13 protein-coding genes are annotated in these 15,837 nt (G+C 64.8%); 12 read left to right on the top strand and 1 reads right to left on the bottom strand.

Annotated features, from left to right (window positions below):
- Positions 1 to 144: 144 nt before the first annotated feature.
- Positions 145 to 1,092: a MurR/RpiR family transcriptional regulator gene (locus EJ072_RS21780; RefSeq protein WP_126081232.1), complete on the bottom strand. Its 948-nt coding sequence runs from the start codon at positions 1,090 to 1,092 to the stop codon at positions 145 to 147.
- 275 nt (positions 1,093 to 1,367) lie between these two features.
- On the opposite strand from EJ072_RS21780, the gene EJ072_RS21775 reads away from it, so the two are divergent.
- The 12 genes from EJ072_RS21775 to EJ072_RS21720 all read left to right on the top strand — a co-directional run bounded on the left by EJ072_RS21775 (position 1,368) and on the right by EJ072_RS21720 (position 15,791).
- Positions 1,368 to 2,201, top strand: a complete 834-nt coding sequence (locus tag EJ072_RS21775; RefSeq protein WP_126081231.1) for an ABC transporter ATP-binding protein — start codon at positions 1,368 to 1,370, stop codon at positions 2,199 to 2,201.
- Complete coding sequence (locus EJ072_RS21770; protein ID WP_126081230.1) at positions 2,198 to 3,046, top strand: ABC transporter permease; 849 nt, start codon at positions 2,198 to 2,200, stop codon at positions 3,044 to 3,046. Before EJ072_RS21775 ends, EJ072_RS21770 begins: the two co-directional genes overlap by 4 nt.
- An 80-nt stretch (positions 3,047 to 3,126) precedes the next feature.
- Entirely contained in the window at positions 3,127 to 4,299 is a 1,173-nt protein-coding gene (locus EJ072_RS21765) for an ABC transporter substrate-binding protein (RefSeq protein ID WP_126081229.1), read from the top strand.
- A 75-nt stretch (positions 4,300 to 4,374) separates the two neighbouring features.
- Entirely contained in the window at positions 4,375 to 5,466 is a 1,092-nt protein-coding gene (locus EJ072_RS21760; RefSeq protein WP_126081228.1) for a Gfo/Idh/MocA family oxidoreductase, read from the top strand.
- A gap of 223 nt (positions 5,467 to 5,689) precedes the next feature.
- The gene (locus EJ072_RS21755; RefSeq protein ID WP_281061020.1) at positions 5,690 to 7,105 is read left to right on the top strand and encodes an amidase; all 1,416 of its coding nucleotides are present in this window, start codon (positions 5,690 to 5,692) and stop codon (positions 7,103 to 7,105) included.
- Between the two features lie 482 nt (positions 7,106 to 7,587).
- Complete coding sequence (locus EJ072_RS21750; protein WP_126081227.1) at positions 7,588 to 7,677, top strand: K(+)-transporting ATPase subunit F; 90 nt, start codon at positions 7,588 to 7,590, stop codon at positions 7,675 to 7,677.
- 33 nt (positions 7,678 to 7,710) lie between these two features.
- Positions 7,711 to 9,414 carry a potassium-transporting ATPase subunit KdpA gene (gene kdpA, locus EJ072_RS21745; RefSeq protein ID WP_126081226.1) on the top strand — a complete coding sequence of 568 codons (1,704 nt, stop codon included), beginning with the start codon at positions 7,711 to 7,713 and terminating at the stop codon, positions 9,412 to 9,414.
- A 7-nt stretch (positions 9,415 to 9,421) separates the two neighbouring features.
- Positions 9,422 to 9,652, top strand: coding sequence for a hypothetical protein (locus EJ072_RS21740; protein WP_126081225.1), 231 nt, complete (start codon positions 9,422 to 9,424; stop codon positions 9,650 to 9,652).
- Positions 9,649 to 11,742 (top strand): potassium-transporting ATPase subunit KdpB, encoded by a 2,094-nt coding sequence (kdpB, locus tag EJ072_RS21735; protein WP_126081224.1) that lies wholly within the window; start codon positions 9,649 to 9,651, stop codon positions 11,740 to 11,742. Before EJ072_RS21740 ends, kdpB begins: the two co-directional genes overlap by 4 nt.
- A gap of 12 nt (positions 11,743 to 11,754) precedes the next feature.
- On the top strand, positions 11,755 to 12,318 hold the full coding sequence (gene kdpC / locus EJ072_RS21730) for a potassium-transporting ATPase subunit KdpC (protein ID WP_126081223.1): 564 nt from the start codon (positions 11,755 to 11,757) through the stop codon (positions 12,316 to 12,318).
- Between the two features lie 51 nt (positions 12,319 to 12,369).
- Positions 12,370 to 15,093 (top strand): sensor histidine kinase KdpD, encoded by a 2,724-nt coding sequence (locus EJ072_RS21725; RefSeq protein WP_126083708.1) that lies wholly within the window; start codon positions 12,370 to 12,372, stop codon positions 15,091 to 15,093.
- Positions 15,090 to 15,791, top strand: coding sequence for a response regulator transcription factor (locus EJ072_RS21720; protein WP_126081222.1), 702 nt, complete (start codon positions 15,090 to 15,092; stop codon positions 15,789 to 15,791). The genes EJ072_RS21725 and EJ072_RS21720 overlap by 4 nt, the downstream gene beginning before the upstream one ends.
- The last annotated feature ends 46 nt before the right edge of the window (positions 15,792 to 15,837 follow it).

Below are 15,837 nucleotides of genomic sequence, written 5' to 3'. Positions count from 1 at the left end.
CCTTGTGGGAGAAGGTGTCGCCGAAGGCGACGGATGAGGGGGGCTCCAGGGAAAGCCAGCGTCTCACTCCGCTGGAACACCCCTCATCCGTCTCGGCGCTATCGCGCCGATCCACCTTCATCCACAAGGGGAGAAGGATAGTCGCTAATCCCCGAGCGGCTCCATCTCCTTGCCCGTCCGATGGATCTGCGCGTTGTATTTGATCCGGCGCACCGTCTCGCGCGCCGGACCGTCAATCTTGTAGGCTGTCGCCACCGCCAGCAGATCGATGGCCGCCAGGAATGCGTAGCGCGACGCGGTCGGCTTCAGCGTGTCGGGATATTCAGGCACGGCAACCGCCAGCCGTACATCGCAGACGCGGGTCAGCTCGGTGTCCGGCGCCGTCACGCAGATCGCGTTGGCGCGGTAATGCTTGGCGAGCTCTACCGCCTCGATCACCTCGCGTGTGCGCCCTGTGGCCGAGATCGCGATCACCAGATCGCCCGGCTTCAGCGTCGAGGCGGTCATTCGCATCAAATAGGGATCGCTTTGCGCATTGATGGTGATCCCATAGCGGAACAGGCGGTATTGCGTCTCCTGCGCCAGCGCCGACGAGCTGCCGCCGAGGCCGAACACCGTCACCTGCCGCGCCCTGGCGATCAGTTCTGCCGCCTTCTGCAGCTGTCCCGGATCGATCTGCCGCTCCGCCTCCTGCAGCGCGCGTCGCGCCTCGCCGAACACGGCGTTCCAGAACGGCATGCCGCTGTCGCTGTTCGCGGGCTGGGGCTTGGTGGCGAGATAGAGCGCGCCGACGACGAGGCTCTGCGCCAGCTTCAGCTTGAAATCGCGCACGCCCTCGCAGCCGATGGCGCGGCAGAACCGTGTCACCGTCGGCTCGCTGACCCGGGCACGTTGGGCAAGCGCCGAATTGGACGCGTCGACCGCATATTTGACATCGTCGAGCACGACATCGGCGACGCGGCGCTCGGCCGGCCGCAGCTCCGCATAGCTGTCCTTCACCTGCGAGATGATATCGGGAAAGCGCCTGACATGGTCGTGCCGGTCGCCGTCTTCGTCCGCAATTCGCAATGCCTGGCTGTCAGCTTCGGTCATTCGCCAGTCCTCCCCAGCCCGCTTCTGGATCCGTCATCTTCGCGATTATCCGCCCGCTGGCCATAGGCAATCAACCGCGATGAGTATGTAGGAAAGTAACACATACCGCAAGCGGCGATAAATCTGTTTTAAATCAGCACATTAGCTGGTATCTGATTGAACCTGATTGCTTCCGCCGTCTGTCGCCGCTTGACAGTAAAGTAGGATAGTTACAGACTGATTTTGCGGACAGATGGGGCCCTGGGCAACTCATCGCGCAGTCTCCGAGGGGGAGCATGAGTACGGCAAGCGCAAGAACGCCGAAGCTCGGCGTGCAGGCAGCGACCAAGGTCTATCAGACAGGTTCCGGCGATCTTCTGGCGCTGGACCGCTGCAGCCTCGATGTCCAACCCAATGAGATCGTTTCGATCGTCGGCCCTTCCGGCTGCGGCAAGACCACGCTGTTGTGGTCTATGTCGGGCCTGCACCGGCTGACCGGCGGCGCGATCCTGCTCGACGGCAAGGAGGTCACTGGACCGCGCCCCGAGATCGGCATCGTCTTCCAGGAAGCGAACCTCCTGCCCTGGCGCAATCTCGACGCCAACATAAACTTCCCCTTCGAGATCAAGGGCGAGAAGCCCGACCGCGCCTGGATCGCCCATCTCTTGCACCGCGTCGGGCTGGATGGCTTCGGCGGCAAATTCCCGCGCGAGCTTTCCGGCGGCATGCAGCAGCGCGCCGCGATCGTGCGCGCGCTGGCGCTGAAGCCTTCCGTGCTTTTGATGGACGAACCCTTCGGCGCTCTCGACAGTTTTACCCGCGAGGAGATGAACCGCCTTGTCGAGGAGATCTGGCTCGACACCAAGACCACCATCGTCTTCATCACCCACAGCATCGAGGAAGCTATCTTCCTCTCCGATCGCGTCGTGGTGCTGACCACGCGGCCCGGCCGCGTCGCCAAGATCTACGACGTGCCGTTCGCGCGCCCGCGTTCGCTGGAGATCATGGCGACGAAGGAGGTCTTCGACCTCACCAACCGCATCAAGATGGACATCGTCGGCGAGCGTAGGCCGCAGGCCCAGGAACAGCCGGAGCACAAGAGCGCTGAAATCGTGAGGATCAGGCCGTGAGCGGAGGCGACGCCATTCCGGAATTCTCGAAGGCCAAATCCGGAGACGGGCAGGACGTCAGCCTGACCAATCTTTCGGCCTTCGCCAGCGGTCCCGGCATCAAGTCCGGAGCCGAGGTGGCGGCGATCCTTGCCGTGGCGGTGGTCATCATCGGCGGCATTGAGCTGGCGCTACGCCTCTTCCACGTGCCGCAATATATCATGCCGCCGCCGAGCTCGATCGTTTACGCGCTGTTCGACGAGTTCCCGCTGATCGCGCCGCATCTCGGCTACACGCTGGTCGAGCTTGTCTCAGGCTTCGCCATCGGCGCCATCGTCGGCCTGGTGATGGCGGCGGTGATCACGCAGTTTCCCTTCGCCGAGAAGATCGTCGCGCCTTACATCCTGATCCTGGTCACCACGCCGATGCTGGCGCTGGTGCCTTTGCTCATCCTGCGCTTCGGCTTCGGCTACACGCCGCGCATCATCGCGGTCGCTCTGGCCGCCGGCCCGATGGTGATGATCAACGCAGCGACCGGCTTCCGCCGTGTCGACAGCGCCAAGATCGCCTTGGCCCGCTCCTATGGCGCAAGCACGCTGCAGATCTTCTGGAAGATCCGCGCGCCGATGGCGCTGCCGATGATCTTGGTCGGGCTGATGATCGGCGCGATCTTCGGCCTGCTCACCGCCGTCGGCGCCGAGATGGTCGGCGGCGGCTTCGGCCTCGGCAACCGGCTGACTTCCTATTCGTCGATGATCCAGATGCCGCAATTCTTCGCCGTGGTGTTGATCCTCTCGACGCTCGGCATCCTGATCTACGTGCTGTTCTTCCTGATCGGCAAGAAGTGGGCGAGCTGGGAGACCTGACCAACAGGCAAAATCACGCCCGGGAGGCGGGCGAAGGCAAGGCAAGCGATCAATAAGGGCAATCAACAAAGGGGAATGCCATGACCAACGACAATCCGATCCATTCCAGCGTCCCGGCCGGCATCAGCCGCCGCTACTTCCTGCAGGTGACGGCGGCCGGCGTCGTGACCGCCACCGCGCTCGGCGCATCCGGCCTGAGGGCCAGGGCGGCGGCCTATGAGAAATTCACCTGGATCTCGCCGCGCGGCACGCTCGAAGTGCTTGACGACTATCCCTACTGGTCGGCGAAGAAGGCCGGCTATTTCGGCGACCTCGCCACCGACATGCAGCCCGGCCCTTCGGATGGCACCGCGACGGTGAAATTCGTCGATGTCGGCCAGGCCGACATGGGCTTCCCCTCGCCCGGCGTCTTCTCCTTCGCCATTCAAAACGGCATGAAGCTGAAGTCCGTCTTCCACATGGGCGCGCGCGATACTTTCAGCCTCGCCTTCCGCAAGGGCCAGGGCACCAACAACCTGAAGGACCTCGAAGGCAAGACCATTCTGCTCGGCTCCGCCGCCTGGCAGGCGATCGTCGATCCGCTGCTGGCGGCCCAGGGCGTCGACATCAAGAAGGTGAAATATGTCGAGGCCGGCTGGCCGACCTGGGGCACCGCGCTGGCCGGCGGCCAGGGCGATGCGGCGCTTTCCTGGGAAGGCTTGCGCGCCGAATGGATCGCCAAGGGACTCGACTTCGAGTACTGGCTCGGCGTCAAGAACTCCAAGCTGCCGGCCAACACCTTCGTCGTACGCGCCGCCGACCTCGAGGATGCCGATAAGAAGGCCTTCCTGGAGAAGTATCTGCGCGGCTGGGCGATGGGCCTCGAGTTCGGCTACCAGAATCCGCGCGCCGCGGTCGAAGCCGTGTTCGAGCAGTTCCCGACCTTGGCCAAGAACCTCGGCCCCGAGCTCGGCACCACTTCGATCCTGCAGCAGATCAACGTCTTCCGCGGCGACATGGACAAGCGCGGCGGCTGGGGCTCGCACGACATGGCGAGCTGGCAGGGCTTCTTCGACGAGATCCTCAAGATCGGCCAGATCAGCGCGCCGGTGAAGGCCGAGGACGTCTGCACCAACGATCTGATCCCGGCCGCCAACGATTTCGACAAGGCCAAGGTCAAGGCCGATGCCGACGGCGTCAAACTGTCGGAAGGCTTTGCCGCGCTCGATGTCGACAAGATCAAGGCGCACCTGTTCGATTCGGCGGTGAAGTAACGCGACTGCCATGACCACCGGGCGGCGCGAGGCGCCGCCCGCAATTCCGTTTAAAGAGCATTGGGGGAGGCTTCGATGGCCGACAAGGTGAAAATACTGGTGGTTGGTCTGGGCAATATGGGCGCTTCGCATGCCAGCGCCTATCACCGCTCCGACGGCTTCGAGATCGTCGGCATCATGAGCCGCACCATCAAGAACAACAAGAAGATCCCGAAAGAACTCGCCGGCTACCCGCTCTATGAGGATTTCGACCTGGCGCTGAAGGAGACGAAGCCGGACGCGGTCTCGATCAACAGCTGGCCGAACACGCACGCCGAATACGCGCTGAAGGCGATCGCCGCCAACTGCCATGTCTTCATGGAAAAGCCCCTGGCCACCAACATCGCGGACGCCGAGAAGGTGGTGGCCGCGGCGCGGGCGAAGAACCGCAAGCTGGTGCTGGGCTATATCCTGCGCGTCCACCCGTCCTGGATCAAATTCATCGAGGTCGGCAAGACGCTCGGCAAGCCGCTGGTGATGCGCCTGAACCTCAACCAGCAGAGCAGCGGCACCGCCTGGCATTGGCACAAGAACCTGATCGACTCGCTGATCCCGATCGTCGACTGCGGCGTCCATTATGTCGACGTCATGTGCCAGCTGACCGGCGCCAAGCCGGTGCGCGTGCACGGCATCGGCGCAAAACTCTGGGCCGAGGCCGACAAGCAGAATTACGGCCATTTGCACGTCACCTTCGATGACGGCTCGGTCGGCTGGTACGAGGCCGGCTGGGGTCCGATGATGAGCGAGACGGCCTATTTCGTGAAGGACGTGGTCGGCCCGAAGGGCGCCGTCTCGATCGTCGCCGGCCAGGGAGGGAGCAGCGCCAAGGATGCCGAGGAGGTGTCCGATTCCGCCGACATCGACCGCCACACCAAGACCGACGCGCTGAAGATCCACTATGCACAGGTCGACGGCGACAAGAATTTTGCCAAGCCCGACGAGATCGTCAGCATGGAGGACGAGCCCGGCCATCAAGAGCTTTGCGACCGCGAGCAGGCCTTCTTCCTGCGCGCCATCCGCGAGGACCTCGATTTGACCGAGCAGATGGATGCCGCGGTCAACAGCCTGCGCATCGTGCTGGCGGCCGAACAGAGCATCGCAGAGAAGCGCACCGTCGAGCTGGCGTGAGGTTACCCGATCAGCGGTAGCGCCAGCCCCCTCATCCGGCCGCTTCGCGGCCACCTTCTCCCCGGCGGGGAGAAGAGATTGGCGCCGGCACCGAAAGCCTCCTCTCCCCGCCGGGGAGAGGTCAGCCGAGCGAAGCGGAGGCTGGGTGAGGGTGAGTCTGGGCCAGTTCGCAACTGACGGCACTTGTAAGTGGGAGGAACACATGGCTGCGGTCTAGGAGAGCCTGCTCGAAACTTACAAAGATTCCGACGCGCTGGCGCTCGCCGCCCTGGTGAAGCGCGGCGAGGTCGCCCCCGCTGAGCTCGTTGAAGCGGCGATCACCATGATCGAACGCCTCAACGCATCGCTCAATGCTGTCATCCACCGCCTCTACGACATGGCGCGCGCCCAGGCGGCGACGGTGGACAGGAACGCACCCTTCGCCGGCGTGCCCTATCTGCTCAAGGAGCTCGCCTCGTCCTGGAAAGGCGCGCCTCTTACCAACTCCTGCCGCTACCTGAAGGACTTCGTCGCCGATTCCGACAGCGAAGTGGTGCGCCGCATCAAGGCCGCCGGGCTCGTCCTCGTCGGTAAATCCAACGCGCCGGAAAACGGCTGGTCGATCACCACCGAGCCAAAACTTTACGGCGCGACGAAAAACCCGTGGAAGCAAGGCATCACGCCGGGCGGATCGAGCGGCGGCGCTGCCGCCGCGATCGCTTCGCGCATGGTGCCGATCGCCGAGGCCAGCGACGGCGCAGGCTCGATCCGCGTGCCGGCTTCCTGCTGCGGCATTGTCGGCCTGAAGCCTTCGCGCGGCCGCGTCAGCCTCGCGCCCTACGGCGACTATTGGTATGGCGGCGCCTATTTCCTCTGCTGCTCACGCACCGTGCGCGACACCGCCGCCTATCTCGACGCGGTGGCCGGCGCCCTGCCCGGCGACGCCTACACCCCGCCGGTTCCGGCGGAAAGCTGGCTGAACCTCTCCGCACGGGCGCCGAAGAAGCTGCGCATCGGCTTTACCGTCACGCCGCCGAACGGCGCCGCGATAGATCCTGAAGTCAAGCAGACCGTGCTTTCCACGGTCGCCCTGCTCGAACGCCTCGGCCACGACGTCGAGGAGCATGACATGCCGCTCGACGCCGATGCCGCGTGGAAGACCTACACCGACATGACCAACGTGCAGACGGCCGCCACCTTCGGCTTCCTCGAAACGCTGGTCGGCCGCCCCGTGACACCGAACGATCTCGAGCCGGTGACCTGGGCGGTCATCGAGCGCGGCCGCGCGACCAGCGGCATCAAACATGTTTCCGACGTCGAGCAACTGAGGCTGATCGGCCGCGATATCGTCGGCGACCTAAACCCCTATGACATCTTCATCACCCCGACGCTGACGCAGCTGCCGCGCCCGCTCGGCTACTACGACATGTCGGAGACCGATCTCGACCGCTACAACGCCAAATGGGGCGACGCGGTCTTCAACTTCCCCTTCAACATCTCCGGCCTGCCGGCGATCTCGCTGCCGCTCGGGCAATCGGCGGGCGGCGTGCCGATCGGCGTGCAGCTCGTCGGCCGGTACGGCGACGAGGCGTCAGTGCTGGCGCTGTCCACGCAGATAGAAGGGGAGATGCCGTGGAGGGATCGGCAGCCGGGGATTTAGGCGATCACCTTTGTCGGGCAAGGCTATCAACGACCGTTGGGGTCAGCGCAAACGCTGGTGATGAGCTGAAGGCTCATGAACCTCGTCATTCCAAGGCTCCGCCCGTGGATGACGATGCGATAGGTGTCTCGCCCAGTCGCCAAGGCATGGAACCTGCCAACGCACACTAACCAACCGGACCTTCGGACGGCGTCGGCCAAAATCCCTATAAAATTCCTATATCTTTCCCGCCCGCTCCGTCTCGAACCTTTATGGCGATCGGGTCCATATCTCCTTCGAAGAAACGCTTGATCGCCGTCGCCGCCAAGGTGTCGAGCGTCCGCGTGCAGTTTTGAGCCCGCCACCGCGAGCCCGCAAACACAAAGTGGAACAAGGAAGACCTGCCATGGACCTCATCGTTCTCGGGATCGGGATTTTGTTCTTCGCCCTGTCCTTAGCCTACGTCAAAGCCTGCGACAGAATCTGAGCGGAAGGGCCGGATCATGCTTCTCGATTATTTCCTTGGCGGCGCGGTGACCTTGTTCCTGCTCGCCTACCTTACCTACGCCCTCATCCGCCCCGAGCGTTTCTGAACGTTCCGGCGCCAGGCACGGAAAGCCATCACCATGACAATCTACGGCTGGATACAGATCCTTCTCTATTGCGGCATCCTCGTCGCGCTCGTTAAGCCGGTCGGCTTCTATATGCACCGCGTCTTCAACGGCGACCGCACTGTTCTTTCATCGGTTCTGGTTCCGATTGAACGCGGCCTTTATCGCTTAGCTGGCACCAATGAGCGAGAGGAACAACACTGGGCCGTCTACACGACAGGCATGCTGCTCTTCAATCTCGCCGGCTTCCTCGTTCTTTACGCGTTGCAGCGGCTGCAGGGCGTGCTGCCCTACAACCCCGCAGGCATGACCGCGGTCGACCCGCAGCTCGCCTTCAACACCGCCGCGAGCTTCGTCACCAACACCAACTGGCAGAACTACGGCGGCGAAAGCACGATGTCCTATCTCGTGCAGATGGCGGGCCTCACCGTCCAGAATTTCGTCTCGGCCGCCACCGGCATTGCGATTGCAATCGCATTGATCCGCGGCTTCGCTCGTGCCTCGGGCAAGTCGATCGGCAATTTCTGGGTCGATCTGACCCGCTGCACGCTCTACGTGCTCCTGCCGATGTGTATCGTGCTGACGCTGGTCTATGTCTGGCTCGGCATTCCGCAGACGCTTGGGCCCTATGTTGACGCCACCACGCTGGAAGGCGCCAAGCAGACCATCGCACTCGGACCGGTCGCCTCGCAGGTCGCCATCAAGATGCTCGGAACCAATGGCGGCGGCTTCTTCAACGCCAATGCCGCGCATCCGTTCGAGAATCCGGACGCGATCTCCAACTTGATCCAGATGCTGACCATCTTCGTGCTCGGCGCCGGCCTCACCAACGTCTTCGGCCGCATGGTCGGCAGTGAGCGCCAGGGCTGGGCGATCCTCGCCTCGATGGGCGTGCTGTTCATCGCCGGCGTCGTCGTCTGCTATTGGGCCGAGGCCGCCGGCAACCCGCTGGTCCATGCGCTCGGCATCGACGGCGGCAACATGGAAGGCAAGGAGACCCGCTTCGGCATCGCCCTGTCGGCCTTGTTCGCGGTCATCACCACCTCAGCCTCCTGCGGCGCCGTCAACGCCATGCACGATAGCTTCACCGCGCTCGGCGGCATGATCCCGATCATCAACATGCAGCTCGGCGAAGTCATCGTCGGCGGCGTCGGCGCCGGTTTCTACGGCATCCTGATGTTCGTCGTCATCGCCGTCTTCGTCGCCGGTCTGATGGTCGGCCGTACGCCGGAATATCTCGGCAAGAAGATCGAGGCCAGGGAGGTGAAGATGGCGATGCTCGCCATCCTGTGCCTGCCGCTGGCCATGCTGATCTTCACGGCGATCGCCGTGGTCCTGCCGAGCGCCGTGGCCTCGATGGCCAATGGCGGCCCGCACGGCTTCTCCGAGGTGCTCTATGCCTACACGTCGTCCGCCGCGAACAACGGCTCGGCCTTCGGCGGCCTCACCGGCAACACACCCTGGTTCAACCTCACGGGTGCAATCGGCATGCTGATGGGCCGCTTCCTGGTCATCATCCCGGCTCTGGCCATTGCCGGCTCGCTGGCGGCGAAGAAGACCGTGCCCGCTTCGGCCGGCACCTTCCCGACCGACGGCACGCTGTTCGTCGGCCTGCTGGTCGGCGTCATCATCATCGTCGGCGGCCTCACCTTCTTCCCGTCGCTCGCCGTCGGCCCGATCGTCGAGCATCTGGCGATGATCCATGGACAGACCTTCTGAGATGACCATGCCCGGGTTCAACCACATACGTCGGCACGACGGTCACCAGGCCGGTGACGGAGCGCCCGACAACGGAAGGGACGAGAAGCCTCGTCCTTTCCCGACGCTTTCAACCTTTCTCGGCATGGCGGCCGTGCTGTTCGTGCTGTGGCTGCTGGCCACCGGTCTTCCGCACCTCTTCCCGAAGACCGAACACCCGGCGCCGTCCAACATAACCGATACTGGAGCCCAAAAATGAGCCAGTCCAAATCCGCGAGCATTCTGGATGCCCGCATCCTGGTGCCCGCCATCGGCGGCGCCTTCCGCAAGCTGAACCCGCGCACGCTGGTCCGTAATCCGGTGATGTTCGTCGTCGCCGTCGTCTCGGCTCTCACCACCGTTCTGTTCGTCAAGGATCTCATCGCCGGGGGCGGCGATCTCGGCTTCACCCTGCAGATCATCATCTGGCTGTGGTTCACCGTGCTGTTCGCGAATTTCGCCGAGGCCGTCGCCGAAGGCCGCGGCAAGGCGCAGGCCGACACGCTGCGCAAGGCGCGCACCGAGATTCAGGCCAAGCTGCTCAGCAACGGCGACCGCGCGAAATTCAAGCTGGTGCCGGGCACCAGCCTGAAGGTCGGCGATGTCGTGCTGGTCGAGGCCGGCGACATCATCCCGTCCGACGGCGAGGTGATCGAAGGCGTGGCCTCCGTCAACGAGGCGGCGATCACCGGCGAATCCGCGCCCGTCATCCGCGAATCCGGCGGCGACCGTTCGGCCGTCACCGGCGGCACCCAGGTGCTGTCCGACTGGATCCGCGTGCGCATCTCCGCCGCCTCCGGCCAGACCTTCCTCGACCGCATGATCTCGCTGGTGGAGGGCGCCGAGCGCCAGAAGACGCCGAACGAGATCGCGCTCAACATCCTGCTCGTCGGCATGACGCTGATCTTCGTGCTGGCGACCGCGACCATCCCGAGCTTCGCCTCCTATTCGGGCGGCTATATCCCGGTGACGATCCTGGTTGCTCTGTTCGTGACGCTGATCCCGACCACGATCGGCGCATTGCTGTCGGCCATCGGCATCGCCGGCATGGACCGGCTGGTGCGCTTCAACGTGCTTGCCATGTCCGGCCGCGCCGTCGAGGCCGCCGGCGACGTCGACACGCTGCTGCTCGACAAGACCGGCACCATCACGCTCGGCAATCGCCAGGCGACCGAGTTCCGTCCGGTCAAGGGCGTCACCGAGCAGGAGCTGGCCGATGCCGCCCAGCTCGCCTCGCTCGCCGACGAGACGCCGGAAGGCCGCTCGATCGTCGTGCTCGCCAAGGAGAAATACGGCATCCGCGCCCGCGACATGGCGACCCTGCACGCAGCCTTCGTGCCCTTCACCGCGCAGACCCGCATGAGCGGCGTCGACATCGACGGCTCGTCGGTGCGCAAGGGTGCCGTCGACGCTGTGCTCAATCACGTCAACCAAGCGACCGCCGCAGCCCACGGCACGCGCCCGACGAGCGACACGATCCGCGATCTCCAGGCCGTTGCCGACGAGATCGCCAAGGCCGGTGGCACCCCACTGGCGGTCGAGCGCGACGGGCGCCTGCTCGGCGTCGTCCACCTCAAGGACATCGTCAAGGGCGGCATATCCGAGCGTTTCGCCGAGTTGCGCAAGATGGGCATCCGCACGGTGATGATCACCGGCGACAACCCGCTGACCGCGGCCGCCATCGCCGCCGAGGCCGGCGTCGACGACTTCCTTGCCCAGGCGACGCCTGAGAACAAGCTGTCGCTGATCCGCGAGGAGCAGGCCAAGGGCAAGCTGGTCGCCATGTGCGGCGACGGCACCAATGACGCTCCGGCGCTCGCCCAAGCCGATGTCGGCGTCGCCATGAACACCGGCACGGTCGCCGCGCGCGAGGCCGGCAACATGGTCGACCTCGACAGCGACCCGACCAAGCTGATCGAGATCGTCGAGATCGGCAAGGCGCTGTTGATGACGCGCGGCTCGCTGACGACCTTCTCGATCGCCAACGACGTGGCCAAGTACTTCGCCATCATCCCGGCGATGTTCGCGGTCTTCTATGTCGCGCCCGGTCAGTCCACCGGTCCGCTGCAGGCGCTCAACATCATGCATCTGGCGACGCCGCAGAGCGCCATCCTGTCGGCCATCATCTTCAATGCGCTGATCATCATCGCGCTGATCCCGCTGTCGCTGAAAGGCGTGAAATATCGTGCCATCGGCGCCGGCTCGCTGCTCACCCGCAACCTGCTCGTCTACGGCCTCGGCGGCATCATCGTGCCTTTCGTCGGCATCAAGGCGATCGACCTGATCGTCACGGCCCTCGGCCTCGCATAAGGATTTATCCCGATGTTCAAGCAACTCAGACCCGCTATCGTCATGATCGTCTTCTTCACGGCGCTGACCGGCCTGATCTATCCGATCGGCATGACCGGCATTGCCCAGGCGCTGTTCCCGAACCAGGCCAATGGCAGCCTGATCGAGAAGGATGGAAAGGTCATCGGCTCCAGCCTGATCGGCCAGGCCTTTGCCGGCGACCGCTATTTCCACGGCCGGCCGTCGGCCGCCGGCGACGGCTACAATGCGACGGCCTCCAGCGGCTCGAACCTCGGCCCGACAAACGCGAAACTGATCGACCGCATCAAGGGTGACGCCGAGAAGCTGAAGGCCGAGAACCCGAACGCGCCGGTGCCGATGGACCTCGTCACGACCTCCGGCAGCGGCCTCGATCCCGACATCAGCCCCGAGGCCGCCTATTTCCAGGTGCCGCGCGTCGCCAAGGCCCGCGGCGTTGACGAGGCCAAGGTCAAGGCGCTCGTCGACGGCCATGTCGAGGCTCGCGAGCTTGGCGTCCTCGGCGAGCCGGTGGTCAATGTGCTGGCGCTGAACCTAGCGCTGGACGAGCTGAAGTGATCCACGCGCCGGGGATCGACACGGTCCCCGGCGCAATCCATGATTGGACTGATGCCCGACGACCGGACCGACTCCGAGAACCGCCCCTCCCCCGACGCGCTGCTGGAGCATGCCGAGCGCGAGGGCCGCGGCCGCCTGCGCATATTCCTTGGCGCGGCACCTGGCGTCGGCAAGACCTACGAGATGCTGATGGCGGGCCGCGCCCGCCGCGCCGACGGCGTCGATGTGGTCATCGGCATCGTCGAGACGCATGGCCGCAAGGAAACCCAGGCGCTGGTCGACGGCTACGAGGTGATCCCGCGCCGACTGGTCGACTATCGCGGCCAGACCTTGGAAGAGATGGACATCGACGCCATCCTGAGGCGCCGCCCCGACCTCGTCCTTGTCGACGAGCTTGCCCACACCAACGCGCCAGGCAGCCGGCATCCTAAGCGCTATCTCGACGTCCAGGAGATCCTGGCGCAAGGCATCGACGTCTACACCACGCTGAATATCCAGCATGTCGAGAGCCTGAACGACGTCGTCGCCCAGATCACCCGCGTCAGGGTGCGCGAGACGGTCCCCGATTCCATCATCGACGAGGCCGACGACATCGAGGTCATCGATCTCACCCCCGACGACCTCATCAAGCGGCTGCACGACGGCAAGGTCTATTTCCCCAACACCGCCCAGCGCGCCATCGAGAATTATTTCTCGCCGGGCAATCTGACGGCGCTGCGCGAGCTGGCGCTGCGCCGCACCGCCCAGCGCGTCGACGAACAGCTGCTCAACCATATGCAGTCGCACGCCATTCCGGGCCCCTGGGCGGCCGGCGAGCGCGTGCTCGTCTGCGTCGACTCGCAGCCTGGCGGCGCGGCCCGCATCCGCTATGCGCGCCGGCTCGCCGACCGGCTGCGCGCGCCCTGGACGGCGCTTCACATCGACACGCCGCGTTTGGCCGGCATGTCCGAGGAAGACAAGGACCGGCTGGCCAGGAACCTGCGCCTTGCCGAGCAGCTGGGCGCCGAGATCACCACCCTCCCCGGCCAGAACGTCGCCCAGGACATCGTGCGCCACGCGACGGCCAACAATTTTACCCATATCGTCATCGGCCGGCCTACCCGTTCGCGCTGGCGCGAGCTGATCGAGGGTTCGCTCACCTATGATCTGATCCGCAATGCCGGCGACATCAGCGTCCATGTCATTTCCGGCGCCGAGCGTGATACCGACACGCCCTCGGCGCGGGTCAAGGCCGCGACCGAGCAGAAGCCTTTCCAGATCTGGCCCTATCTGATCTCGACCGTCTATGTCGCCGGCGCGCTGGCCGTCAGCTCGATCCTCGACCAGTTCCTCGACGTGCGCAATCTCGCCAGCGTCCTGCTGCTGGCGGTGCTGACGTCGGCGGTCACCTTCGGGCTCTGGCCGGCGCTCTACGCCTGTTTCCTCTCCGCGCTTGCCTTCAACTTCTTCTTCCTCGAGCCGCGCTACACGCTGACGATCAGGGACCCGGAAAGCATCGTAGCCTTCGCCGTCTTCCTCGTCGTCGCCGTGATCGCCAGCAATCTGACGGCGCGCGTGCAGCGGCAGGCGGTCGCCGCGCGCTCGCGGGCGCGCGCCACCGAGGACATCTACTCCTTTTCCAAGAAGCTCGCCGGCGCCGGCACGCTCGACGACGTGCTGTGGGCCACGGCCTTCCAGATCGCCTCGATGCTGAAGGTCCGGGTCGTGCTGCTTCTGCCGGAAAACGGCACCATCACCGTCAAGGCCGGCTATCCGCCGGACGATACCCTGGCCGAGGCCGATATCGCGGCCGCGCGCTGGGCCTGGGAGCACAACCGCGCAGCCGGCCGCGGCGCCGACACCTTGCCCGGCGCAAAACGCCTCTATCTCCCCTTGCGGACGGGGCGGACGGCGATCGGGGTGGTCGGCCTCGACAATGACAAGCAGGGACCGCTGCTGACGCCCGAGCAGCAACGCTTGCTCGACGCCTTGGCCGACCAGGCCGCCGTGGCCATCGAGCGGGTCCAGCTGGTCGCCGATGTCGACCGCGCCCGGCTTGCGGCCGAAGCGGACCGGTTGCGCTCGGCGCTGCTCACCTCGATCTCGCACGACCTGAAGACGCCGCTCGCCGCGATCATGGGCGCGGCCGGCACGCTGAAGGAATTCGCGCCGGCGCTGCCGGAAAAGGATCGCGCGGAGCTTCTGTCGACGGTCGTCAGCGAGTCGGAGCGGCTGAACCGCTTCATCGCCAATCTGCTCGACATGACCAGGATCGAATCGGGCGCGATGGAGCCGAATTACGCGCTCCATTATGTCGGCGATGTCGTCGGCTCGGCGCTGAACCGGGCGCAGAAGATCACCGCCGAGCACACAATAGAGACCGACATTCCGGCCGACCTGCCGATGCTGCGGCTCGATCCCGTGCTGTTCGAGCAGGCGCTGTTCAACCTCCTCGACAATGCCGCCAAATATGCCTCGCCCGGCTCGATCATCCGGCTGCAGGCCTGGGTCGACAATGGCGCCGTCATCCTGCAGGTAATGGATGAGGGGCCGGGTATCCCACCGGGCGACCTGGAGCGGATATTCGATACGTTCTACCGCGTGCGCAAACGCGACCAGGTGCGTGCCGGCACGGGCCTCGGCCTGTCGATCAGCCGCGGCTTCATCGAGGCGATGGGCGGCACGATCGCGGCGGCCAACCGCACCGACCGTCCCGGCGCGATCTTCACCATCCGCATGCCGGTGCCGGCTGACTTGCCGGCGCTCGGCGTGCCCCTTACGGATGATGCGGCATGACAAATCAGACCGTGTCGATATTGGTCGTCGACGACGAGCCGCCGATCCGCAAATTGCTGCGCGTCGGCTTGGGCAGCCAGGGCTATACGGTCTCCGAGGCGCCGAACACCAAGGCGGCGATCGAGTTCTTGCAGACCGAACGGCCGGACCTGATCCTACTCGATCTCGGCCTGCCCGGCATGACCGGCCTGGAGCTGCTCGGCAAATGGCGCGGCGAGGGTCTCGACATTCCGGTCGTGATCCTGTCCAGCCGCACCGACGAGGCCGGCATCGTCTCGGCGCTCGAGCTTGGCGCCGACGACTATGTGACCAAGCCTTTCGGCATGAACGAGCTGGTCGCGCGCATCCGCGTGGCGCTGCGCCACAAGTTCCAGCAGCAGGGCGAGAAGCCGGTGTTCCACACCGGCGATCTTTCGGTCGACCTGGTGAAGCGCATCGTCAGGGTCGAGGGCAAGGAAGTGAAGCTGTCGCCCAAGGAATACGCCATCCTGCGCATGCTCGTGCAATATGCCGGCAAGGTGCTGACGCACCAGTTCCTGATGAAGCAGATCTGGAACGACTCGACCGACGTGCAATATCTGAGGGTCTACGTCCGCCAGCTGCGGCAGAAAATCGAGAAGACCCCGGACCAGCCGCGCTACATCATTACCGAGACGGGCGTCGGATATCGTTTGCGCGAAGTGGACGGAAACGAATAAGGTGACCGGCTTTCGCCAATCGCCTCAAAATGAATACCCTCGTTGT

Origin of the sequence: Mesorhizobium sp. M2A.F.Ca.ET.046.03.2.1 (genome assembly GCF_003952425.1) — a bacterium.
In the GTDB taxonomy this organism is placed as follows: domain Bacteria; phylum Pseudomonadota; class Alphaproteobacteria; order Rhizobiales; family Rhizobiaceae; genus Mesorhizobium.
This window is presented reverse-complemented; position numbering and strand designations above follow the sequence as displayed.

What these genes read in the sequence shown, in the direction of transcription:
- EJ072_RS21780 (WP_126081232.1), bottom strand. Translation starts at nt 1,092, where the DNA reads ATGACCGAAGCTGACAGCCAGGCATTGCGAATTGCGGACGAAGACGGC.
- EJ072_RS21775 (WP_126081231.1), top strand. Translation starts at nt 1,368, where the DNA reads ATGAGTACGGCAAGCGCAAGAACGCCGAAGCTCGGCGTGCAGGCAGCG.
- EJ072_RS21765 (WP_126081229.1), top strand. Translation starts at nt 3,127, where the DNA reads ATGACCAACGACAATCCGATCCATTCCAGCGTCCCGGCCGGCATCAGC.
- EJ072_RS21760 (WP_126081228.1), top strand. Translation starts at nt 4,375, where the DNA reads ATGGCCGACAAGGTGAAAATACTGGTGGTTGGTCTGGGCAATATGGGC.
- EJ072_RS21750 (WP_126081227.1), top strand. Translation starts at nt 7,588, where the DNA reads ATGCTTCTCGATTATTTCCTTGGCGGCGCGGTGACCTTGTTCCTGCTC.
- kdpA (WP_126081226.1), top strand. Translation starts at nt 7,711, where the DNA reads ATGACAATCTACGGCTGGATACAGATCCTTCTCTATTGCGGCATCCTC.
- EJ072_RS21740 (WP_126081225.1), top strand. Translation starts at nt 9,422, where the DNA reads ATGCCCGGGTTCAACCACATACGTCGGCACGACGGTCACCAGGCCGGT.
- kdpB (WP_126081224.1), top strand. Translation starts at nt 9,649, where the DNA reads ATGAGCCAGTCCAAATCCGCGAGCATTCTGGATGCCCGCATCCTGGTG.
- kdpC (WP_126081223.1), top strand. Translation starts at nt 11,755, where the DNA reads ATGTTCAAGCAACTCAGACCCGCTATCGTCATGATCGTCTTCTTCACG.
- EJ072_RS21725 (WP_126083708.1), top strand. Translation starts at nt 12,370, where the DNA reads ATGCCCGACGACCGGACCGACTCCGAGAACCGCCCCTCCCCCGACGCG.
- EJ072_RS21720 (WP_126081222.1), top strand. Translation starts at nt 15,090, where the DNA reads ATGACAAATCAGACCGTGTCGATATTGGTCGTCGACGACGAGCCGCCG.